General features: G+C 59.2%; 20 protein-coding genes. 13 read left to right on the top strand and 7 right to left on the bottom strand.

Features of this window, described 5'->3' with window-relative positions; genetic code table 11:
• The 3 genes from mazG to KVG88_RS10720 form a co-directional block, all read left to right on the top strand.
• Window positions 1–825, top strand: an 825-nt coding sequence (gene mazG / locus KVG88_RS10710) for a nucleoside triphosphate pyrophosphohydrolase (RefSeq protein ID WP_217871328.1), incomplete at its 5' end; no start/stop codon positions are given.
• Window positions 826–853: 28 nt separating this feature from the next.
• Window positions 854–1,396: a DUF2058 domain-containing protein gene (locus tag KVG88_RS10715; RefSeq protein WP_150704920.1), complete on the top strand. Its 543-nt coding sequence runs from the start codon at window positions 854–856 to the stop codon at window positions 1,394–1,396.
• Window positions 1,397–1,582: 186 nt separating this feature from the next.
• The gene (locus KVG88_RS10720; RefSeq protein WP_217871329.1) at window positions 1,583–2,530 is read left to right on the top strand and encodes a hypothetical protein; all 948 of its coding nucleotides are present in this window, start codon (window positions 1,583–1,585) and stop codon (window positions 2,528–2,530) included.
• A gap of 52 nt (window positions 2,531–2,582) precedes the next feature.
• Here KVG88_RS10720 and KVG88_RS10725 read toward each other — a convergent pair whose 3' ends face one another.
• From KVG88_RS10725 to KVG88_RS10750, 6 genes are all read right to left on the bottom strand, one after another.
• A complete protein-coding gene (locus KVG88_RS10725) occupies window positions 2,583–2,771 on the bottom strand; it encodes a hypothetical protein (RefSeq protein ID WP_150704355.1) in 189 nt (62 codons plus the stop codon).
• Between the two features lie 384 nt (window positions 2,772–3,155).
• Entirely contained in the window at window positions 3,156–4,376 is a 1,221-nt protein-coding gene (gene fabB / locus KVG88_RS10730; RefSeq protein ID WP_007974551.1) for a beta-ketoacyl-ACP synthase I, read from the bottom strand.
• A gap of 11 nt (window positions 4,377–4,387) precedes the next feature.
• A complete protein-coding gene (fabA, locus tag KVG88_RS10735; RefSeq protein ID WP_003227150.1) occupies window positions 4,388–4,903 on the bottom strand; it encodes a 3-hydroxyacyl-[acyl-carrier-protein] dehydratase FabA in 516 nt (171 codons plus the stop codon).
• A gap of 247 nt (window positions 4,904–5,150) precedes the next feature.
• Complete coding sequence (locus KVG88_RS10740) at window positions 5,151–7,052, bottom strand: ATP-binding protein (protein ID WP_217871330.1); 1,902 nt, start codon at window positions 7,050–7,052, stop codon at window positions 5,151–5,153.
• Window positions 7,049–7,981 carry an ABC transporter substrate-binding protein gene (locus KVG88_RS10745; protein ID WP_217871331.1) on the bottom strand — a complete coding sequence of 311 codons (933 nt, stop codon included), beginning with the start codon at window positions 7,979–7,981 and terminating at the stop codon, window positions 7,049–7,051. Before KVG88_RS10745 ends, KVG88_RS10740 begins: the two co-directional genes overlap by 4 nt.
• 1 nt (window position 7,982) lies before the next feature.
• On the bottom strand, window positions 7,983–10,106 hold the full coding sequence (locus tag KVG88_RS10750; protein WP_217871332.1) for a TonB-dependent receptor plug domain-containing protein: 2,124 nt from the start codon (window positions 10,104–10,106) through the stop codon (window positions 7,983–7,985).
• Window positions 10,107–10,301: 195 nt separating this feature from the next.
• Here KVG88_RS10750 and KVG88_RS10755 point away from each other — a divergent pair, with 195 nt between their 5' ends.
• The 10 genes from KVG88_RS10755 to KVG88_RS10800 all read left to right on the top strand — a co-directional run bounded on the left by KVG88_RS10755 (window position 10,302) and on the right by KVG88_RS10800 (window position 18,914).
• Window positions 10,302–11,327, top strand: coding sequence for an NAD(P)H-dependent glycerol-3-phosphate dehydrogenase (locus KVG88_RS10755; protein ID WP_150704359.1), 1,026 nt, complete (start codon window positions 10,302–10,304; stop codon window positions 11,325–11,327).
• A 30-nt stretch (window positions 11,328–11,357) separates the two neighbouring features.
• Window positions 11,358–11,705 carry a DUF4389 domain-containing protein gene (locus KVG88_RS10760; RefSeq protein WP_150704360.1) on the top strand — a complete coding sequence of 116 codons (348 nt, stop codon included), beginning with the start codon at window positions 11,358–11,360 and terminating at the stop codon, window positions 11,703–11,705.
• A complete protein-coding gene (gene sixA / locus KVG88_RS10765; protein ID WP_150704361.1) occupies window positions 11,702–12,157 on the top strand; it encodes a phosphohistidine phosphatase SixA in 456 nt (151 codons plus the stop codon). Before KVG88_RS10760 ends, sixA begins: the two co-directional genes overlap by 4 nt.
• Before the next feature lie 160 nt (window positions 12,158–12,317).
• Entirely contained in the window at window positions 12,318–13,973 is a 1,656-nt protein-coding gene (locus KVG88_RS10770) for an AMP-binding protein (RefSeq protein WP_217871333.1), read from the top strand.
• 31 nt (window positions 13,974–14,004) lie between these two features.
• Entirely contained in the window at window positions 14,005–14,448 is a 444-nt protein-coding gene (locus KVG88_RS10775) for a hotdog fold thioesterase (RefSeq protein ID WP_095056564.1), read from the top strand.
• 164 nt (window positions 14,449–14,612) lie between these two features.
• Window positions 14,613–15,416 (top strand): alpha/beta fold hydrolase, encoded by an 804-nt coding sequence (locus KVG88_RS10780; protein WP_150704363.1) that lies wholly within the window; start codon window positions 14,613–14,615, stop codon window positions 15,414–15,416.
• Window positions 15,413–16,267, top strand: coding sequence for an alpha/beta hydrolase (locus KVG88_RS10785; RefSeq protein ID WP_217871334.1), 855 nt, complete (start codon window positions 15,413–15,415; stop codon window positions 16,265–16,267). Before KVG88_RS10780 ends, KVG88_RS10785 begins: the two co-directional genes overlap by 4 nt.
• A 50-nt stretch (window positions 16,268–16,317) precedes the next feature.
• Window positions 16,318–16,977 carry a glutathione S-transferase family protein gene (locus tag KVG88_RS10790; RefSeq protein WP_217871335.1) on the top strand — a complete coding sequence of 220 codons (660 nt, stop codon included), beginning with the start codon at window positions 16,318–16,320 and terminating at the stop codon, window positions 16,975–16,977.
• An 8-nt stretch (window positions 16,978–16,985) separates the two neighbouring features.
• Window positions 16,986–17,792, top strand: coding sequence for a DUF4892 domain-containing protein (locus tag KVG88_RS10795; protein ID WP_150704366.1), 807 nt, complete (start codon window positions 16,986–16,988; stop codon window positions 17,790–17,792).
• 69 nt (window positions 17,793–17,861) lie between these two features.
• Entirely contained in the window at window positions 17,862–18,914 is a 1,053-nt protein-coding gene (locus tag KVG88_RS10800; RefSeq protein ID WP_150704367.1) for an AI-2E family transporter, read from the top strand.
• A gap of 132 nt (window positions 18,915–19,046) precedes the next feature.
• Here KVG88_RS10800 and KVG88_RS10805 read toward each other — a convergent pair whose 3' ends face one another.
• Window positions 19,047–20,363: a putative porin gene (locus KVG88_RS10805; RefSeq protein ID WP_150704368.1), complete on the bottom strand. Its 1,317-nt coding sequence runs from the start codon at window positions 20,361–20,363 to the stop codon at window positions 19,047–19,049.
• Between the last annotated feature and the right edge of the window lie 47 nt (window positions 20,364–20,410).

Below are 20,410 nucleotides of genomic sequence, written 5' to 3' on the forward strand. Positions count from 1 at the left end.
CTTGAAGACCTGCTTCACCTCATGAACCGTCTGCGCGATCCGCAGTACGGTTGCCCGTGGGATATCAAGCAAACCTACGCCACGATTGTCCCGCACACTCTTGAAGAAGCCTACGAAGTCGCCGATGCCATCGAGCGCGGGGACTTCGATCATCTGCAGGGTGAGCTCGGTGATTTGCTGTTCCAGGTGGTTTATTACAGCCAGCTGGCCCGGGAAGAAGGGCGCTTCGAGTTTGCCGGCGTGGTTGACAGCATCACCCGCAAGTTGATCCGTCGTCATCCCCACGTGTTCCCGACGGGCGATCTCTATGCGCCGCTGGATGTGCCGCGCCTGAGTGAAGACCAGGTCAAGCAGCGCTGGGAAGAGATCAAGGCCGAGGAGCGTGCGGAGAAATCCTCGGCGCCTGAACAGTTATCGTTGCTCGACGATGTGCCGGGTGCGTTGCCGGCATTGTCACGCGCAGCAAAATTGCAGAAGCGGGCAGGGCAGGTCGGTTTCGACTGGCCGGACGCTTTGCCGGTGCTTGATAAAGTACGTGAAGAGCTCGATGAAGTGCTCGAAGCGATGTCGGAAAATGATCCGCAGGCTGTGGCCGACGAGCTCGGCGATCTGCTGTTTTCCGTGGTCAATCTGGCACGCCATCTCAAGGTTGATCCGGAAACCGCGCTGCGTGGCGCTAACAGCAAGTTCGAGCGGCGCTTCCGTTTTATCGAACAGGCATTGCGCGACACCCACCGTCCCATGGAAGATTGCACCCTCGAAGAGTTGGACGCCTTGTGGGGCGAAGCCAAACGTCAGGAAAAGAATTTGCCCAGCTGCGGTTGAGCAGTTGCCTAAGTGAGTAATAAGCACCATGAGCATTTCCCTTCGCGACCAGTTGCTCAAAGCAGGACTGGTCAACCAGAAGCAGGCCAAGCAGGTCAGCAAAGACAAACAGAAGCAACAGCGTCTGGCCCACAAAGGCCAGGTTGAACTGGATGATTCCCAGCAACGCGCAGCTCAGGAAGCCATGGCCGAAAAGGTCAAGCGCGATCAGGAGCTCAATCGCCAGCAGAAAGAAAAAGCCGAGGCCAAGGCCCGTGTTGCACAGATCAAGCAACTGATCGAAGCCACACGCCTGCCGAAGTTGACGACCGAGGATTACTACAACTTCGTCGACGATAAGAAGGTCAAGCGCCTCTCGGTCAACACCCTGATGCGCAACAAGCTCAGCAACGGTTCGCTGGCCATCGTGCATCACGCCGGTGGTTACGAAGTCATCCCGCGTGAAGCGGCGTTGAAGATTCAGGAGCGCGACCCACAGCGCATCGTGCAACTGAACGTGAAGACTGAAGAGGTCAGTGTCGAGGATGATCCGTACGCGGCCTACCAGATTCCTGATGACCTAATGTGGTAATTCATTTCGAGCGCTAGCAAACTTACATGTTTGCTCGCACTTGATTTTATTTATACATTGAGCCCGAAAGATTGTATCGATACGATCTTTCGGGTTTTCTTTTGCCAAAAAAATAATTCGCTTAGTAGTGATGTTTCTGTCCGGAGAGAACGAATGGAATGAACTTTAATATATAAGGATATTTTAATGTTGATCAGTATTGCTTCGTTACGCCAACCCACTTACAAATCGCAGTTTTCAAAACAGCGGCCGTCTTATTTATCCATTAGCGATTATTTGATGAGCGAACTGGATGCGCGGGTTGATCATGTGCTCTGGAAAATAAAAGAAGCCGCCAAGGCCGCTCGAGAACGCCATGTTGGCGCTGAGTGTCTTTTCTTTACCCTGCCCGAGTTTTTCTGGAACGTTCCTTGGCACGTCGTTCGCAGTGAAGAAGAACTCCACGAGCTGAACTCTGCCTACCTCGAGCACGTATCTGCTGCCGTTGTGTCGTTGATGAAAGCACTTCCTGCCCAGCAATACGGCGATATAGTTCTACTGGGTGGAAGTTGCGCAACCCTTATCAAGGTGGGAGAGGGTGAGTCCAGTTATTACGATGTAATCAATTATTTGCTGGCTATCACCAACAAAGAATATGCAGGTGATAAACCGGTGATGTCGATGTGGCCGAAACGCAATGTTTCAGGTATTGATTTTGGCAAGTATGTGGGAATGTCAGAGGGTTATTGGTACTTCAATCTTTTTGGTGACGTGGTGGTAAAGGTCAAGCGCGTCAGCAATGTACAAGCCGAACACAGTGATTCGAGTGGTTATGAGGGGACGTTCTTGAACGACCTCGTGCCAGGCTGTCCCTTTGGCGTCAATTTGTGTCTGGATTATGATGTGGTCCAGGACGGTGAGCGCGATGAGGAAATCAAGCTGACGGAAGCGAAGATCGATTTTCTGATCGCCTGTGGCATGAGCTTCGACTACAGCAAACAACACTCCTCATCGGTTCAATATGCAATCAGGAATGACGGCCACGGCGATGGGGGATGTGAGGTGGTCAAACTTAAGTCTGGGCGTATCGTCGGGGCTGTGCCTTCAGAGGTAATTGATGGCAGCATCCATCTAGCCTCTATTGATATAGCCTGACGTTCAGTGAGCGCTGCAGCCCGTCAGGCTGCAGCGTTGACAGGTTCGGTATTCAGCCGGTGGCGAGTTCGCGTTTGTGTTCCAGCGTTTCAAGTTCGGCCTTGTAGTTGTGGGCATCGATCTCGTTATGGAACATCCCGACCAGCAAACCTTGTTGATGCACGTCCCAGATCCGGATACCGGCGGCTACACCTTCGTGGGATTTATGTGAATCGTCGCGTTCAGTTACTTTGACAGTCATCTGCTAGCTCCAATCTCTGTTATCTGCAGCAAGGCGTGTGCAGGACTCTGTTATAGAGTTTGGTAGCTTGCTAAGTAAACGACTGAGTTTGGAAAGGGACTTTTGCAAAAACGGCAACAGTCCTGCAGCCCCCGAAAACCGCGACATTCGGTCGCAGGGCCTTTGGTTTCATGACAAATGCTTCATCTTCAGAGACGGTAAATGCCCCTGTAGGAGCTGCCGAAGGCTGCGATCTTTTGACGTTGATTTTTTATAAACAAGATCAAAAGATCGCAGCCTTCGGCAGCTCCTACATGGAGTTGCGTTTGGCGCCAGGTTTCTCGATGGCACAAAAAAGCCCCGAACCAGTCGGGGCTTTTTCATGTGCGGCTCAGCAGTGGGAAATTACTTGCCTTCCCAGCGCTTCAGCACCAGCGTGGCGTTAGTGCCGCCGAAACCGAAGCTGTTGCTCATCACGGTGTTGATGGTGGCGTTTTCGCGGGTCTTGGTCAGCACCGGCAGGTCGGCCACTTCAGGGTCCAGCTCGTCGATGTTGGCGGAACCGGCAATGAAATTGCCTTCCATCATCAGCATGCAGTAGATCGCTTCGTGAACGCCGGCGGCGCCCAGGGAGTGACCCGACAGGCTCTTGGTGGAGCTGATGGCTGGAGCCTTGTCGCCGAACACTTCACGCACACCTTTCATTTCCGCAACGTCGCCGACCGGAGTCGAAGTGCCGTGGGTGTTCAGGTAGTCGATCGGGGTGTCGACGGTGGAGAGCGCCTGCTGCATGCAGCGGATCGCGCCTTCGCCACTTGGGGCAACCATGTCGTAGCCGTCGGAGGTCGCGCCGTAGCCAACGATTTCCGCGTAGATCTTCGCGCCGCGGGCCAGAGCGTGTTCCAGCTCTTCAACCACGACCATGCCGCCACCGCCGGCGATGACGAAACCGTCACGGTCAGCGTCGTAGGCACGGGAAGCCTTTTCCGGGGTGTCGTTGCGCTTGCTGGACAGGGCGCCCATCGCGTCGAACAGGAACGACTGGCTCCAGTGCTCTTCTTCACCGCCACCGGCGAAAACGATGTCCTGCTTGCCCATCTGGATCTGTTCCATGGCGGTACCGATGCAGTGAGCACTGGTGGCACAGGCAGAAGCGATGGAGTAGTTCAGGCCTTTGATCTTGAACGGCGTGGCCAGGCAAGCGGAAACGGTGCTGCTCATGGTCCGCGTTACACGGTATGGGCCAACGCGCTTCACGCCTTTCTCGCGCAGGATGTCCAGCGCTTCCATCTGGTTCAGGGTCGATGCGCCACCCGAACCGGCGATCAGGCCGGTACGCGGGTTGGAAACCTGCTCTTCGGTCAGGCCGGAGTCAGTGATGGCGTCTTTCATGGCCAGGTAGGCATAAGCTGCCGCGTGGCCGACGAAACGATAGATCTTGCGATCGATCAGTTCTTCAAGGTTGAGGTCAATGGAGCCGGAAACCTGGCTACGCAGACCCATTTCAGCATATTCCGGGTTGAACCGGATGCCAGGGCGGCTTGCACGCAGGTTAGCGGAGACGGTCTCTTTGTCATTGCCCAGGCACGAAACAATGCCCAGACCAGTGATAACGACGCGGCGCATGCGAATAACCCTTAGAAGTTGTCAGTGGAGGTGAACACGCCGACCCGGAGGCCTTCGGCGGTGTAGATTTCGCGACCGTCGACAGTGACCGAACCGTCGGCGATGGCCAGGTTCAGCTTGCCTTTGAGGACGCGCTTGATATGGATGTTATAGGTGACTTTCTTGGCGGTCGGCAGGACCTGGCCGAAGAATTTCACTTCGCCCGAACCCAACGCACGGCCACGGCCCGGCAGGCCTTGCCAGCCGAGGAAGAAGCCGACCAGTTGCCACATGGCGTCGAGGCCCAGGCAGCCCGGCATCACCGGATCGCCTTCGAAGTGGCAAGCGAAGAACCACAGGTCCGGATTGATATCCAGCTCGGCGACCAATTCACCTTTGCCGTACTTGCCACCCTCTTCGCTGATCAGGGTGATGCGATCAACCATCAGCATGTTCGGGGCGGGCAGTTGCGCGTTACCTGGGCCGAACAGCTCACCGCGACTGCAGCGCAGCAGATCTTCCCGGGTAAAGGCGTTTTGTTTGGTCATGCGAGCTCCTCAATAGTCCCATGCGGCAGGTGGGGCAAATCTTCCCGGCCGATCGAAGCGTTCATGCCTCGAACCGGCAGCCTACTCATAGACTATTGCGTTGTGGTGAAAGTCACAGCACCAAGGACATGAATGTACACTTGTGCACTGAAATTTTTATTCAAGCCCCTTTTCGGGCCTGTTCGGGTGCCTAAGACTGCCGCACTTTCGCCTTTCACGCCAGTCACAGATGGTCGAAAGGCCTGTACTACTGCACCCAGCGCTGCAGAATTTGCTGTAGATCATTACGTTTGAACGGCTTGGCCAGGTAATCGTTCATGCCCGCCGACAAACAGGCTTCGCGGTCGCCCTGCAAGGCATTTGCGGTCAGCGCGATGATCGGCAGGTCGGTGCAACCGGGCAATTGGCGGATCTGCCGGGTGGCTTCGTAGCCGTCGATGATCGGCAATCGGCAGTCCATCAGAATCGCCTCGAAAATCAGACTCTCGGCGCTGCGCACGGCCTGCGCGCCATCGGCGGCGACGCTCACAGTAAAGCCCAGACTGCGCAACATTGCTTCGATGACGGTTTGATTGACCGGGTTGTCCTCGACCAGCAGCAAATTGCGCCCCTCGCCATCGCCGTCACCCGTGGGCGTGCGTGCTGTCAGGACAGGCAATGCCTGTTGATAGAGCGCCAGCGGAATTTCCAGGGTGAACACCGAACCACGGCCTTCTTCGCTCTGCGCTCGCAGGGTTCCGCCCATGCGCTCCGCGAGCGTGCGGGCAATCGGCAGGCCCAGGCCGGTGCCGCCGTAGCGTCTTGAAATAGAACTGTCGGCCTGTTGGAACGCGTTGAACATCAACTCCAGGCTGTCGGCCGGAATACCGATGCCGCTGTCGCGCACGCTGCAGGTAAACCACAACAATTCGTGATCCAGCGATTGCCACTGCGGTTCGATGGTCACGCGGCCCTGCTCGGTGAACTTCAACGCGTTGCCGACCAGGTTCACCAGAATCTGGCGGATGCGCGTCGGATCGCCCTGAACCTGCAATGCGCGCATGTCCTCGGGGATCTGCAACTGCAATTCGAGCCCGCGTTGTGCTGCGCTGTGTTGGAACGATTGGGCGCAGGCGCTGATCAGGTCAGCCAGGTTGAACGGGATGTGTTCCAGCTCCAGTTCCGAGCGTTCGATGCGCGAGAAGTCGAGAATGTCGTTGATGACCTTGAGCAAGTGTTCGGTGGACTCCGAGGCCAGCGCCGCGTACTCGACCTGCTCTTCGGTCATTTCGGTGGTTTCCAGCAGTTGCAGCATGCCCAGCACGCCATTCATGGGCGTGCGCAATTCGTGGCTCATCATGGCCAGGAAGTCGGACTTGGCGTTGTTGGCCTTTTCCGCTTCTTCGCGGGTCTGGATCAACTGGGCCATCGCTTGATGCTGCTCGCGGCTGGCCTGTTCGAGGCCGCTGGCGAGGTTGTTGATGTGTTGCGACAGCGCGCCCAGTTCGGTGTCGTCAACGATGGGCAGCGGTGTCTTGTAGTCGCCGTCCTGGATCGCCTTGACCGCGTTGCCGATATCTCGGATCGGTTGCGACAGGCTCCCGGCCAGACGCCGGGCCAGCAGGAAGGTAAACAGCAGGGCGAACAGCGCCAAGATAGCTGCCTTGAACAGGATTTCCTGCTGGCGCTGACTGAAGGCATCGTTGGACAGACCGACAATCACCCGGCCCAGATAATCCTCGGCGGGCGCGGTGGTGGCGACCTTGCTGTTCTGGAAAAAGTCATTGTGCAACGGCACACGCTGCAGGCGCACGGGCGCCTGGAACACTTCGACCTGATGCGGGCGGCTGTGGTCTGCCGACGGCTGCTCGACGTACACCAGAATCCGGTTGGCACTGTCCTGAATCTCCAGAAAGCGCACGTTGGGCGTGGCGAGCGTGGCCTTGAGCAAGCTTTCAAGCACTTCATTGTTGCCGGAGATCACCCCGTATTCCGTGGCGGGCGCCAGTTGGTTGGCGATGAGCTGGCCGGTGTGATTGAGCTCCTGACGCAGGTCCTGAATCCGCACGAAGGTAAAGAAACTGATCAACAGCAACGTCAGCAGCAGGGCCGGACCGAGGCTGATGATCTGGGTGCGGGTGTTGATGTCCCAACGGCGACGGAAGGTCATGGGTGGCGTTCTCCTTCAGCCAACAGTGTTGCGACAGACGCTTCGTTTATCTGTTCAATACCTAATGAACGAGCCACCTGCGGATTGCTTGAGACTTTGAAACGCGTTGGATAGTACGTGCGTGGCCAAGTGGCCGGCGGTCGGTCGAGCAATTGATCGAGAATCACCAGCCAGTCATTTTGATCGCTGTAGCTGCTGGCCAGGCTTCCTGCCTTGACGAAGCCCGCATTGGGGCCGATCAGCGCCAGTTGTCGGGCATAGCTGCTGAGTAACAGGTTTTTTGCGGTTTTCGAGTTGTACAGATCGGGGTCATCGAGGCCAAGCAGTACGTCGCTGTTGTCCAGCAAGGTTTGCAGCGGGCGACTGTCCTGGGTGTTGTCCCAGCGTTCGGTGACCACCTCAAGCCCCAGTGTGTGTGCAGCCTGACGCAGCTCCTTCAAAAGGAATTCGCTGTGGTTGTCATACAGCACGCCCACCCGTTTCACTTGCGGCAGGAGGATTCGGGTCAGGCGTAATTGGCGATCCAGCGGCGGATCGCTCCACAGCAGGCTAAGGCGCGGGGGCAGGGCGTCGCCCAGGTGTTGCCGGGCTTGCAGGCGGCTGATGCGCAGCACGAGGGTGGCCGGGCCTTGGTGGTCCTGCTGGCGCCAGTCGAGGCTCGGCAAATCGAGCAGGATCAAACGGGTGTCCGCCGGTAATTTTCCGGGCGCCGGCAGATTGGCCAGCGGCTGAAAACGCACCGTGTCGGCGGGGCGCAACTCGCGCAGCGCCTGGACGAAGGATTGCACGCCGGCGCTGTCTTCGGCCCCGGTCAACAGAATGTCCGCGGCGTTTGCCGAAAAACTGCCGAGCCAGCCACTGATCACCAGGCACAGCATGGCCAACAAATGGCCCAGGCCTGGCGTCTGGCGTGGCGGACACTGCGCCATCTTAAAGCGCCAGCTCCGCGCTGAAGTACATCACGCGACGCTCGTCATAATTATTGTCGACGAAGGTGGTGGGTTGATGATCCAGGCGCTGCTGGAGTACGCCGGCCAGTTCCAGGCTGGCCTTGCCCAAGCGGATACGTTTGGCGATGCGCGTGTCGATACGTTCGAAGCGATAGCCGTTCAGTGCGTCGTCACCATAATAGAAAAGCGCGCTGTTCCAGCCTTGGCCCCAGTCGCGCATCCAGCCGGCGGAGCCACTGTTGCGAGCGGTCTGTTGCACATCCTGTGGGCTGCTTGCGTCGGCGTCCACGTAAGCATAGGTAAAGCGCAGGCGGTCAGCGTCGCCGACTCTCCAGTCGAGTTGGGTTTCCGTTCCCGAAAAACGTGCGGTGTTGGCGTTGCTGGCGATGAACTGATTGTTGCGCAGCGGTTCGCTGATCATCCCGGTGATTTCGTCGTAGAACAGTTTCACATCGACCGCCAGCCGCTGTTCGGCAAAGTAACCGTTGTAGCCCAGCTCACGAGAGCGCATGTGTTCCTGGTCGAGATCGCCGGGGCCGCGGGTTTTTACGAAGTAACGGGCGCTGGTCTGGCCATAGGCCGCCGGTTGCAGGTTGGTGACGCGGTAACTCCAGTTGACGCTGTTCTCGAACATATCCGGCGAACGGATCGCTTCGGAGTACACCGCCCGCAAGCCGTGGCGCGGGTTGATCAGGTAATTGACCGCCACGCGCGGGGTCAGCGAGCTGCCGATCAACTGCGTGTCTTCGAACATCGCGCCGCCTTGCAGCAACCAGTGTTCGCTGGCGCGCCACTCGAGTTGGCCGAAGGCCCGCCACGTGGTGTCATCGAGCGTGCCATTGAAGTAGGTCTCGGAGTCTGCCCGGTCGTAACGATAGTTCAAGCCGCTGACCAGTCGCAGACTATCGGACAGGCTCAACGTGTCCTGCAACTCCAGGTCGTAGCGGGTTTCGCGGGTGCTTTGGTCGATGTCACCGCACAGGGTCTGCCGGGCGCCGTTGCGCCATTGGTCGAGCGCCTGGTTGGCCAGCGCTTGCTGGGCCGGATCGCCGGGAGGAGCGCCAGGCCCGGTAAAGCGTTCGATGTTGCGTGCCAGACGTTCGGTGTAATTCGGGTTGAGCTGCCAAAGCTCGGTCAGTTGCGGACTGAACGACACCTCGGCATCGCACGCGCGCCAGGTTTGCTGGCGATCCCAATGCTGGGCCGAGCCCTGAACATACAGGCTGTGATCGGGATTGAGGTCGAGGTTCCAGCGCAATGAACCGGCGTAATCCTTGGCGGTGACGTCGGAATTGTCGCCGGCGCGGGTAATCCCTGAAAACACCGGGCGGTAGGTATACGGCCGCTGGTTGTTGGCTTCTTTGGCGTTCAATTGCCAATCGATGCTTTGGCGCTCGTCGAGCGTCTGGCTGACGGCCAGGTTGAATCGGTTCAAACGGCGGCTGTCGCGATAATCGGCGCCAGTGCGGTCGGTGTCGAAGCCGTCGTCTTGTTGACCGGACAGCGACAAGCGCAAATCACCGTCAGCCCAACCCAAACCCTGGCTGGCGTAGAAGTCGTTGATGCCGCGCTGGCCGCGGGTGACTTTCATTCGCGTGCCATGGCTGTCGGCCGGGTTGCGAGTGATGATATTGACCACGGCCATCAGCGCATTGGCGCCATAACTGACGGTGTTCGGGCCGCGGAAAACTTCGATGCGTTCGATATCTTCCATGGCCACCGGAATATCGCTCCAGTCCACCGTGGCCAGGCCGGCGCGATACACCGAGCGGCCATCGATCAACACCTGCATGCGCCGTGCTTCGCTGGCGCTGGTGCCGTGATAGTTCACCGTCGCCTGATTGCCGCTGATGTTGCCTACCATCATGCCCGGCACCAACCGCAGCACTTCACTGATGTCCCGGGCGCCGCTGGCGTTGATGAGCGCGCTGTCGATCACTGTCATGCTCCCCGGTACAGCGGCCGGCGACTGTTTCAGGCGCGTCGCCGTCAGTACTTGCGGCAACGGCTCACTGTCGAGGAACAAATCGTCGGCCAGCACGGGCGAGCTGAAGACCAGCGCCAGTACCAACGGCGAGCGAGGTGAAGGGGAGCCCAGTGACACAACACATCCTTGTTAACGAGTGATGGCGCGCATGTTAACCGAGGCCGATGACTTTTCCAGTCACGATGTCAGCATTTTCCTCGGTTTTATCCGACTTCTTTCAACACGCGCCGGTAATTGACGCAGGGGCTGGCCGACACGGGGGCGCTCCGTATAATGCCGACATCGCCACTGGTATGGATTAACGGAATACATATGACTGAACAGCGCCCGATTGCGGTCCTGGGAGGCGGAAGTTTTGGTACCGCCGTGGCAAACCTGCTGGCCGAGAACGGGCATCAGGTGCTGCAGTGGATGCGTGATCCCGAACAGGCCGAGGCCATTCGGGTCAATCGTGAGAACCCGCGTTACCTCAAGGGCATCAAGATTTTGCCCGGCGTGACACCGGTCACCGACCTGCAAGCCACCCTCGACGCTTGCGACCTGAGTTTCGTGGCGTTGCCGTCCAGCGCGCTGCGCTCGGTGCTGGCGCCGCACGCTGAGCGTTTGCGCGGCAAGATGCTGGTGAGCCTGACCAAAGGCATCGAAGCTCACACCTTCAAACTGATGAGCCAGATTCTCGAAGAGATCGCCCCGCAAGCGCGCATCGGCGTGTTGTCCGGGCCGAACCTGGCCCGTGAAATCGCCGAACATGCGCTGACCGCCACAGTAGTCGCCAGCGAAGACGAAGCACTCTGCGAGCAGGTTCAGGCCGTACTGCATGGCCGCACTTTCCGCGTCTACGCCAGCGCCGACCGTTTTGGCGTGGAGTTGGGCGGGGCGCTGAAAAACGTCTACGCGATCATCGCCGGCATGGCGGTGGCGCTGAACATGGGCGAAAACACCAAGAGCATGCTGATCACCCGGGCACTGGCGGAAATGACCCGCTTCGCGGTGAATCAGGGGGCCAACCCGATGACCTTCCTGGGCCTGGCAGGCGTGGGCGATTTGATCGTGACCTGCTCGTCGCCCAAAAGCCGCAACTATCAGGTCGGCTTTGCCCTCGGCCAGGGCTTGAGCCTGGACGAGGCGGTCAATCGCCTGGGTGAAGTGGCGGAGGGTGTGAACACCCTCAAGGTGCTCAAGGCCAAGTCCCAGGAAGTGGGCGTATACATGCCACTGGTCGCCGGGCTGCATGCGATTCTGTTTGAAGGGCGCACGCTTGAACAGGTGATCGGGCTGCTGATGCGCGGCGAACCGAAGACCGACGTCGACTTTATTTCCACCAGCGGTTTCAACTGAGCCCACGACTTAACCGGAACGGAGCGAGACATGAACGATCAGAAAGTAGAAGCCAAGTACGAATCCATTTTGCTGCGAGTGCTGTGGATGATCGTCTTTGTGCTGGTCTGGCAGGTGGCGCAGTTCATCCTTGGCGCCGTGGTGCTGGTGCAGTTGATCTATCGTTTGATTTACGGCGCCCCGAGCGCCAGTTTGATGAACTTCGGCGACAGTCTGAGCCAGTTCCTGGCGCAGATCGGTCGTTTCGGCAGTTTTCACAGCGACCAGAAGCCTTGGCCGTTCGCCGATTGGCCGACGCCGCGTACGCCGGAAGGTGAAGCGCCGCACGTCGTGGCGCCAGCACCGCATCCGGCCCGAGATGAGGAACCCAAGCTATGAAACTCTGGGTATTGCGTCATGGTGAAGCCGTGCCACACGGCTCTCGCTCCAGCGATTCCGAGCGAGAACTGACGGAGCACGGTCGAAAAGAAGTGCTGAGCAGCGCTGCAAAGTTGATCGGGCAACCGCTGACTGCCATCTACGCCAGCCCGTACCTGCGGGCACAGCAAACGGCGCAACTGGTGCGCGAAGCATTGGGTTTCGAACCGGAAATCCGCACGGTCGAATGGCTCACCCCAGACACCGAACCGGACAAGGTCGCCGAGCAGATGGTGGCGGTGAGCGATGTGCTGCTGGTCAGTCACAACCCGCTGGTGGGCAACCTGCTGAGTTACTTGCAGCATGGCGCCGGGCATCCACCGGAGCGCGTCAGCACCGCCGGGCTGGCGGAACTCAAGGGTGAGGAGCTGCTGGTCGGATCCATGACGCTCGATAGCATCAAGCATCCCTGAAAACAAAGATCGCAGCCTTCGGCAGTTCCTGCATAGAAATGTGCAGTAGGAGCTGCCGAAGGCTGCGATCCTTTGATCTATTTTTTCTTACAAAATATCAACCAAGCACTTGCTTGGTTGACTACGCTTGCTCCAGACCAAAAAAACAGGAGCGAGTCGCATGTCTGCTGCCTTTCGTTTGCCGCTGGACGTTTTCTACGAGCGTGAGGCCCGACATCCTCGCCAGCGTTTTTTGGTTCAGCCCATTGGCGGTGGTCAAGTCGAGACGCTGACCTGGGCCGACGTCGGCCATCAGGCCCGATGCGCGGCACATTGGCTGCGGGCGCGGGAATTGCCCCAAGGCAGCCATATCGCCCTTATCTCAAAAAACTGCGCGCACTGGATCATTGCCGACCTGGCGATCTGGATGGCCGGTCATGTCTCGGTGCCGCTTTACCCAAACCTGACGGCCGAATCCGTGGCCCAGGTGCTGGAGCATTCGGAAGCGGCATTGGCGTTCATTGGCAAACTCGACGATTGGCCGGGCATGTCCCGTGGGGTCAGCCCGGACCTGCCAACAATCAGTCTGCCGCTTCATCCGCCGGGCACCTTCGATTTCAGTTGGGCCGACCTGCAACACAGCTCGCCGATTCAGGACGACCCCAAACCTGCCGCCGATCAACTGGCGACGATCATCTACACCTCCGGCACCACGGGCATGCCGAAAGGCGTGATGCACAGCTTAGGCAACCTGGGTTTCGCCACTACGCGCGGTACCTCGTTGTTCGGCCTTAACGAGTCGGACCGCCTGCTCTCGTACCTGCCGCTGTGCCATGTGGCCGAACGGATGTTCGTCGAAATGGCGGCGATCTATACCGGGCAAACCGTTTTTTTTGCCGAGAGCCTCGACACCTTCCTTACCGATCTGCAACGTGCCCGGCCGACGGCGCTGTTCGGCGTACCGCGGATCTGGACCAAATTCCAGATGGGCGTGTACAGCAAGATCCCGGCGAAACGCCTCGATTTCCTGCTCGGCTTGCCGATTATCGGCAAGCGGGTAGGGCACAAGGTGCTCGCCGGGCTGGGGCTCGATGCTCTGCGCGTGGCTTTGTCCGGCGCGGCGCCGGTGCCGCAAACCTTGCTGCTGTGGTACCGCAAACTCGGGCTTGATGTGCTGGAGGTCTACGGCATGACCGAAAGCTGCGGTTACTCGCACATTTGCCTGCCGGGCCAGAACAAACCGGGCTGGATCGGCAAGCCTTGCCCCGAGGTCGAAGTGCGCATTGATGAGTCAGGCGAGGTGCTGGTGCGCAGTGGTGCGACCATGCTCGGCTATTTCAAGGAACCGCAGAAAACCGCAGATACCATCACCGAGGACGGTTTCCTGCGTACCGGCGACAAAGGGGAAGAGGACGCCGACGGCAACCTGCGCCTGACCGGACGCTTGAAGGAAATCTTCAAGACCAGCAAGGGCAAATACGTGGCGCCGGCACCGATTGAAAATCGCCTGGCGGTGCATTCGCGGATCGAACAGGTCTGTGTGGTCGGTGATGGGTTGAGTGCGCCGTTGGGGCTTTGCGTGCTCTCGGCTGTCGGTCAACAGGAGGCGCGGGCAGGCTTGCATTCAAGCCTGGAAAAACTGCTCGAAGAGGTCAATGGCGCACTCGACAAGCACGAACGCTTGCGGCGTCTGGTGGTGGTCAAGGACAGCTGGGCCGTGGAAAACGGCTTTCTCACGCCCACCTTGAAGATCAAACGCAACGTCATCGAAGCCGCTTATGGCGGGCAGTTCGAAGAATGGAGCGAGCGCAGCGAAGCGGTGCTGTGGCAGGATTGAGTCACAAACAAAACCAACAAGGAAATCAGCGATGAGTCTGTGGCGCACCACCCCCAACATCGAACAGTTGAACGCAATCCAGAAAAACACCATCGGCGAAGTGCTGGACATCCGCTTTGAAGCCTTCGATGAAGAGTCATTGACCGCCAGCATGGTCATCGACCATCGCACCCACCAGCCTTACGGCTTGCTGCACGGCGGCGCTTCGGTGGTGCTGGCCGAATCCGTGGGTTCCATGGCCAGTTACCTGTGCATCGACGCCAGCAAGTTTTACTGCGTGGGCCTGGAGATCAACGCCAACCACTTGCGCGGCTTGCGCAGCGGGCGGGTGACGGCGGTGGCCAAACCGATTCACATCGGGCGTACGACCCACGTCTGGGACATTCGCCTGACCAGCGATGAAGGCAAGGCCAGTTGCGTATCGCGCCTGACCATGGCGGTGGTGCCGCTCGGTGAGAACCCGCCAGCCCGTTGATCAATCATCCGTTGCAGCTGCTGGCGCAGCCGGACGCAGACTTCGTCAGCTGCTACGGGTATCAGCGTGGCCGGACTGTCATCATTCCTGTCAGTTACGGTCATTGCTGTAGGACGCGGTCTTGCGGACAATCAACGCCTGTTCTCGCTCATGGATTTGCCGGTATGTCGCAACAGATATTTTTCGCCCACGCCAATGGTTTCCCTTCGGGCACCTACGGCAAATTGTTCGCGGCGCTGGCACCCGAGTATCAGGTGACGCATCTGGAGCAGCATGCCCATGACCCGCGTTTCCCGGCGGACGACAACTGGTACAACCTGGTGGATGAGTTGATTCATCACCTGCAACAGCAGGCCGAACCGGTGTGGGGCGTTGGCCATTCGTTTGGCGGCGTGTTGCATTTGCACGCGGCATTGCGTTGCCCTGAACTGTATCGCGGCGTGGTGATGCTCGATTCCCCGGTGTTGACCCGTACCGATCAATGGGTCATCCGCGCGGCCAAACGTTTCGGCTTCATTGATCGCCTGACCCCGGCCGGCCGTACCTTGGGCCGTCGTGAAGAGTTCGCCGATCTTGAAAGCGCCCGGCGCTATTTCGCGGGCAAGACCCTGTTTCGCAGCTTCGATCCAGAATGTTTCGACGCCTACCTGCAACATGGTTTGCACAAGGTCGGCGACAAACTGCGCCTGCGTTTCGATCCTGCCACGGAAATCAGCATCTACCGTGGCGTGCCCCACACCAGCCCGGGCAGCACGCGGCAGTTGAAGGTGCCGCTGGCGGTGGTGCGCGGGCACAAGAGCCGAGTGGTGATGCGCCATCACGCCAGTTCGGTCGGGCGCATGCCGTTGGGTGAATCGTTGTCGATGCCCGGTGGCCACATGTTTCCCCTCGAACGTCCGCAGGACACGGCCTCGCTGCTGAAAAACCTGTTCAGCCGCTGGGACGGTCGCCAGCAGGATTGCGCATGAACAGCGTCGTTGAAGAAGTCCGCCTGAGCCTTCCGCACATCGAGTTGGCTGCACATTTGTTCGGCCCCGAAGACGGTGTGCCGGTGATTGCCCTGCACGGCTGGCTGGATAATGCCAACAGCTTTGCCCGCCTGGCCCCCAAGCTCAAAGGCCTGCGCATTATTGCCCTGGACATGGCTGGGCATGGGCACTCTGGGCATCGCCCGCCGGGTGCCGGCTATGCCATGTGGGACTACGCCCACGACGTCCTGCAAGTTGCCGAACAACTGGGCCTGAAGCGATTCGCGCTGCTTGGCCACTCCATGGGCGCGATTGCTTCGCTGATCATTGCCGGATCGTTGCCGGAACGTGTCACCCACCTGGCATTGATCGATGGCGTCATTCCTCCTACCGACAAGGGCGAAAATGCTGCCGAACGCATGGGCATGGCCCTGCAAGCGCAGCTGGACCTGCGGGAAAAACGCAAACCGGTCTACGACACCCTGGACCGTGCCATCGAGGCGCGAATGAAAGGTCTGGTGGCGGTCAGTCGCGAAGCCGCCGAGCTGTTGGCCCAACGTGGCCTGATGCCGGTGCCGGGCGGCTACACCTGGCGCACCGACAACCGCCTGACGTTGCCATCGCCGCTGCGTCTTACAACGGAACAGGCCATGGCCTTCGTCAAGCGGGTCAGTTGTCCTGCAAAACTGGTGGTGGCTGCCGATGGCATGCTCGCCAAGCATCCCGAATTGCTGGAGCGTCTACCCTTTAGCCGTGAACAGCTGCCAGGCGGCCATCATTTGCACCTGAATGACGAGCCCGGTGCCGACCTTGTCGCAGACTGTTTCAATCGGTTCTTCGCCATTCCTTGACTTGCACCGGGCAACTGTCGAGGCTGGGCGGGTTGAAATGGGAGACAACCATGATAGATCTGTACACCGCTGCGACCCCGAATGGCCACAAGGTCTCTATCGTGCTCGAGGAACTCGGCCTGCCCTACACGGTGCATGCCCTGAGTTTCGACAAGAAGGAACAGAAGTCCGAGGACTTCCTCAAGATCAACCCCAATGGCCGGATTCCGGCGATTGTCGATCGCGCCAATGGTGATTTTGCCGTGTTCGAATCCGGCGCCATCCTGATTTACCTCGCTGAAATGACCGGCAAATTGTTGCCCGCCGACCCCAAGGGGCGCTCGGTAGTATTGCAGTGGCTGATGTTCCAGATGGGGGGTATCGGTCCGATGCAGGGCCAGGCCAACGTGTTTTTCCGCTACTTTCCGGAAAAGCTGCAGGGCGCCATCGACCGCTATCAGCACGAAACCCGTCGCCTTTACGAAGTCCTCGACACCCGCCTGCAAACCGAAGAATTCCTCGCCGGCGACTACAGCATCGCCGACATCGCGACTTTCCCGTGGGTGCGAGGCTATGAGTGGTCCGGTGTTTCGGTGGACGGTCTGACCGCGTTGCAACGCTGGATGTCGACCCTGGAGGCGCGTCCCGCCGTGCAGCGTGGTTTGCTGGTGCCGCAGCGCTCCGATGATGCCAGTGTCGTCAAGGGTGCCCAGGCCATGCTGATCCGATGAGTCTATCCATGCGTTCCCTCAGTTTGCTGGCGCTGTGTAGTTTCAGTTGTTTGTCGTTTGCCGCCGATGTGCCCGGCAGCCAGGACCTGCCGATCGTGCCGCGTATGGTCGATGCGCAGATCGTCGACTATCGCCCGGCCGTCGAACTCGAACGAATTTATCCGCTGGGTTCGATCCGCAAGATCAGCGGCCAGTTGCGCTTTGATGGTCAGGTCAGCGCTCGTGGCAATGCCACGTCGGTGACCTATGAGCTGCCACCGGAGCATTCCGCGACACAAGCCTTCACCGCCGCCCGCGAAGCCTTGCAGAAGCAGGACGCTCAGCTGCTGTTCTGGTGCCAGGCCCGCGATTGCGGTGAAAGCAGCCTGTGGGCCAACGAGGTCTTCGGCAACGCCAAACTGTATGGTTCTGACAATGAACAGGCGTACCTGTTGTTGCGTCTGGCGGCCCCCCATGACAACACCTTGGTCGCGCTTTACAGCATCACCCGCGGCAATCGCAAAGCCTATTTGCACGTAGAGCAGTTTGAAGCCGCCGCGCCGCTGGGGGATTTGCTGCCGACGTCGGCGACCTTGCTGCGTGAACTCAAAAGCACCGGCGAACTCGACTTCCCCAAACTCACCGATGCTCCGGACGACACCTGGCTGCGTCTGATCTCTCGTGGCCTGAATCTGGACACGACACTGCGGACGAGTCTTTCCGGGCCAAACGCCGAAGCCTGGCGGCAAGCGCTGATCGGTCAGGGTGTGCGGGCGGCACGTCTGGAAACGGGCAGTGTCGAAGGCTCTGGCCTGCACATCGAGCTATTGCGCTAGGCTTTATCCGGCGAACGCGCGCGTCGCGTTCGCCTACTCTGTTTATGACTGATTTTCTCGAGACTCTAGATGATCAATAACGATCGCCTGTTGGTGCAGATCCTGCTCCTGGTGCTGTTTGGCGCGAGCTTCTGGGTGATGGCGCCGTTCTGGTCGGCGTTGTTCTGGGGCGCGGTGTTGGCGTTCGCCAGCTGGCCGTTGATGCGTTTGCTGACCCGATGGCTCAATGGCCGCGAATCCTTGGCGGCAGCTTTATTGACCGTGGGCTGGATGGTGCTGGTAGCGGCGCCGTTGGTGTGGCTGGGTTTCAATCTGGCGGACCATGTGCGTGACGCCACGGCCTTCATCAAGGATGTGCAGGTCGATGGTCTGCCGGAAGCGCCGGCCTGGCTGGGCGGCATTCCGCTGGTGGGCGGGCGACTGGTGGGGATCTGGAACAGTGTCGATCAGCAGGGCGCGGCGATGATGGTGTCGCTCAAGCCTTACTTCGGTCAGGTCGGCAACTGGTTGCTGGCGCGCAGTGCGCAAATTGGTAGCGGAATTCTCGAGCTGACCTTGAGTATCGTCTTCGTGTTCTTTTTCTATCGCGACGGGCCACGGCTGGCGGCGTTTGTTCATGGCTTGCTGGAACGTCTGATCGGCAAGCGCGCCGGGTACTACATCGAGTTGGTGGCAGGTACCGTGCAGCGGGTCGTGAACGGTGTGATCGGTACCGCAGCGGCCCAGGCGGTACTGGCGTTGATCGGTTTCCTGATTGCCGGTGTGCCGGGTGCCCTGGTACTGGGCATCGTCACATTCCTGCTCAGCCTGATTCCCATGGGCCCACCGCTGGTATGGGTTCCGGCCACGGCGTGGCTGGCCTGGAAGGGTGAATACGGGATGGCGATTTTCCTCGGCATCTGGGGCACCTTCATCATCAGTGGCGTGGACAACGTGCTCAAGCCTTACCTGATCAGTCGTGGCGGTAACTTGCCGCTGGTGATTGTGTTGCTGGGAGTGTTCGGCGGGTTGATTGCCTTTGGCTTCATCGGCCTGTTCATTGGCCCGACGTTGCTGGCGGTGGCGTACAGCCTGTTGACCGACTGGAGCAAGAGCCAGTCGCGGGTCGAAGATCGTCGCTGATACGACGGGGAATGGCGCAAGGCGGGTAACACAGACTCGCGTTGGTCCGGCGGACGGATGATGGGGACCGCCAGACCAACGCCAGGCTGAATAGAAGCAGCTTGAAGCTTGCCGCTGCTTCTTGCTGCTTCGTTAGAACTTCGCTTCAGCATCCAGTTGCAGAGTGTTGATGTCGGAGTCTTTCAGGTTGGCGTTGGTGTAGTCCGAGGTCGCCATGAAGTACGTCGCGCCGAGGTTGAAGTTCTTGTCCAACTCGTAGCTCACTTTCAACTTGCTGCCACGCGAACCGGTAAAGCCGTTGGCGAAGTCGGAGTCGGTGAAGGCACCCACCACTGCGTTACGCTGCACATCGCGGTAGTTGTAGTCGATGGCGAAGCCGTAGACCTTGGTCTTCACACCGGCCAGCCAGGCCGTATCCTGATCGTTGCTGGCATCGTCGTTGTTGACGTACTGACCGTACAGCGAGAGCGGCATTGGCAGGCCACCGATGTCGAGCTGACCAAAACCTTCGAACAGTTTGAACTGCTCGTTCGGGCTGTTGCCGTTGACGGCCAGTGCGGCCGGGATGGTGGTGCCGCCCGGGGTGATGTCGTCATCGTTGTCGTAACCGTAGACGCTGCCGCCCAAGGTCAGTTTCAGGTTGTCGGTGATGCCAAAGCGTGCGCCCAACTGACCGGCGTACAGACGCAGGTCGTGCTTGAACTGCACGCCGTCGCCGTCGACGTTGTCCTTGAGGGTGTAGTGACCGGCGCTACCGAACAGCTCGGTGCTGCCGCTCAGCGGGTACTTGTACGAGAGGGACAGGCCTTCCGGGCTGATGTCGCTATCCCAGATCACGTCGCCCATGCTCACCCATTGCTGCGGCATCTTGCCGCCAACGATGTGCAGGTTCTTGATGGCATCGGGGTGGTAGTCGACGTAACCCTGGTCCAGCCAGATCTGCTTCTTGTCGAAGTAGTTGTCCAGGCTCTGGTTGGTGGAACGCGCATCGTCGTTGTTGCCGGTGGCGATACGAATACCGGTGTCGACTTGCGGGTTGATCTCGGTATAGGCACCCAGGCGGGCACGAATGCGCTGGCGATCCTGGTCTTTGTTGTTCGAAACGCCATCGTTGTGGACGTTTTCCTGACGGAAGCGCACGTCACCCTTGAACTGAGTCTTGGCAGCCCACGCCAGTTTCTGGTCGAAGGTGCTCAACTCATTGGTTTTCTTCGCGGTTGCGGCGATCTGCTCGTTGGTCTCTTGTTGAGCCTGACGGGCGATCTGCTGATCTTTCTGATCCCGGGCCAGCTCCGCTTGCAGTTCGCTGTACTGCGCGTTGGTAATCGAGCCGTTTGCCTTGAGCATGTCGAGCAGTTTGGCGTCGACTGCGGCGCTGGCTGGAACACTCATGGCCAGCAACAGACCGCCACACAAGGCTGCCGCAGTTTTCGTGGAAGCAAGACGCATATCAATCTCCGAAGATGAGAGTGGATGGCTGAGCCATCCAGGACACA

Origin of the sequence: Pseudomonas azerbaijanoccidentalis, from assembly GCF_019145495.1 — a bacterium.
Taxonomy (GTDB): Bacteria; Pseudomonadota; Gammaproteobacteria; order Pseudomonadales; family Pseudomonadaceae; genus Aquipseudomonas; species Aquipseudomonas azerbaijanoccidentalis.

Coding starts and splice junctions, on each gene's coding strand:
- KVG88_RS10715 (WP_150704920.1), top strand. CDS start 854: ATGAGCATTTCCCTTCGCGACCAGTTGCTCAAAGCAGGACTGGTCAAC.
- KVG88_RS10720 (WP_217871329.1), top strand. CDS start 1,583: ATGTTGATCAGTATTGCTTCGTTACGCCAACCCACTTACAAATCGCAG.
- KVG88_RS10725 (WP_150704355.1), bottom strand. CDS start 2,771: ATGACTGTCAAAGTAACTGAACGCGACGATTCACATAAATCCCACGAA.
- fabB (WP_007974551.1), bottom strand. CDS start 4,376: ATGCGCCGCGTCGTTATCACTGGTCTGGGCATTGTTTCGTGCCTGGGC.
- fabA (WP_003227150.1), bottom strand. CDS start 4,903: ATGACCAAACAAAACGCCTTTACCCGGGAAGATCTGCTGCGCTGCAGT.
- KVG88_RS10740 (WP_217871330.1), bottom strand. CDS start 7,052: ATGACCTTCCGTCGCCGTTGGGACATCAACACCCGCACCCAGATCATC.
- KVG88_RS10745 (WP_217871331.1), bottom strand. CDS start 7,981: ATGGCGCAGTGTCCGCCACGCCAGACGCCAGGCCTGGGCCATTTGTTG.
- KVG88_RS10755 (WP_150704359.1), top strand. CDS start 10,302: ATGACTGAACAGCGCCCGATTGCGGTCCTGGGAGGCGGAAGTTTTGGT.
- KVG88_RS10760 (WP_150704360.1), top strand. CDS start 11,358: ATGAACGATCAGAAAGTAGAAGCCAAGTACGAATCCATTTTGCTGCGA.
- sixA (WP_150704361.1), top strand. CDS start 11,702: ATGAAACTCTGGGTATTGCGTCATGGTGAAGCCGTGCCACACGGCTCT.
- KVG88_RS10770 (WP_217871333.1), top strand. CDS start 12,318: ATGTCTGCTGCCTTTCGTTTGCCGCTGGACGTTTTCTACGAGCGTGAG.
- KVG88_RS10775 (WP_095056564.1), top strand. CDS start 14,005: ATGAGTCTGTGGCGCACCACCCCCAACATCGAACAGTTGAACGCAATC.
- KVG88_RS10780 (WP_150704363.1), top strand. CDS start 14,613: ATGTCGCAACAGATATTTTTCGCCCACGCCAATGGTTTCCCTTCGGGC.
- KVG88_RS10785 (WP_217871334.1), top strand. CDS start 15,413: ATGAACAGCGTCGTTGAAGAAGTCCGCCTGAGCCTTCCGCACATCGAG.
- KVG88_RS10790 (WP_217871335.1), top strand. CDS start 16,318: ATGATAGATCTGTACACCGCTGCGACCCCGAATGGCCACAAGGTCTCT.
- KVG88_RS10795 (WP_150704366.1), top strand. CDS start 16,986: ATGCGTTCCCTCAGTTTGCTGGCGCTGTGTAGTTTCAGTTGTTTGTCG.
- KVG88_RS10800 (WP_150704367.1), top strand. CDS start 17,862: ATGATCAATAACGATCGCCTGTTGGTGCAGATCCTGCTCCTGGTGCTG.
- KVG88_RS10805 (WP_150704368.1), bottom strand. CDS start 20,363: ATGCGTCTTGCTTCCACGAAAACTGCGGCAGCCTTGTGTGGCGGTCTG.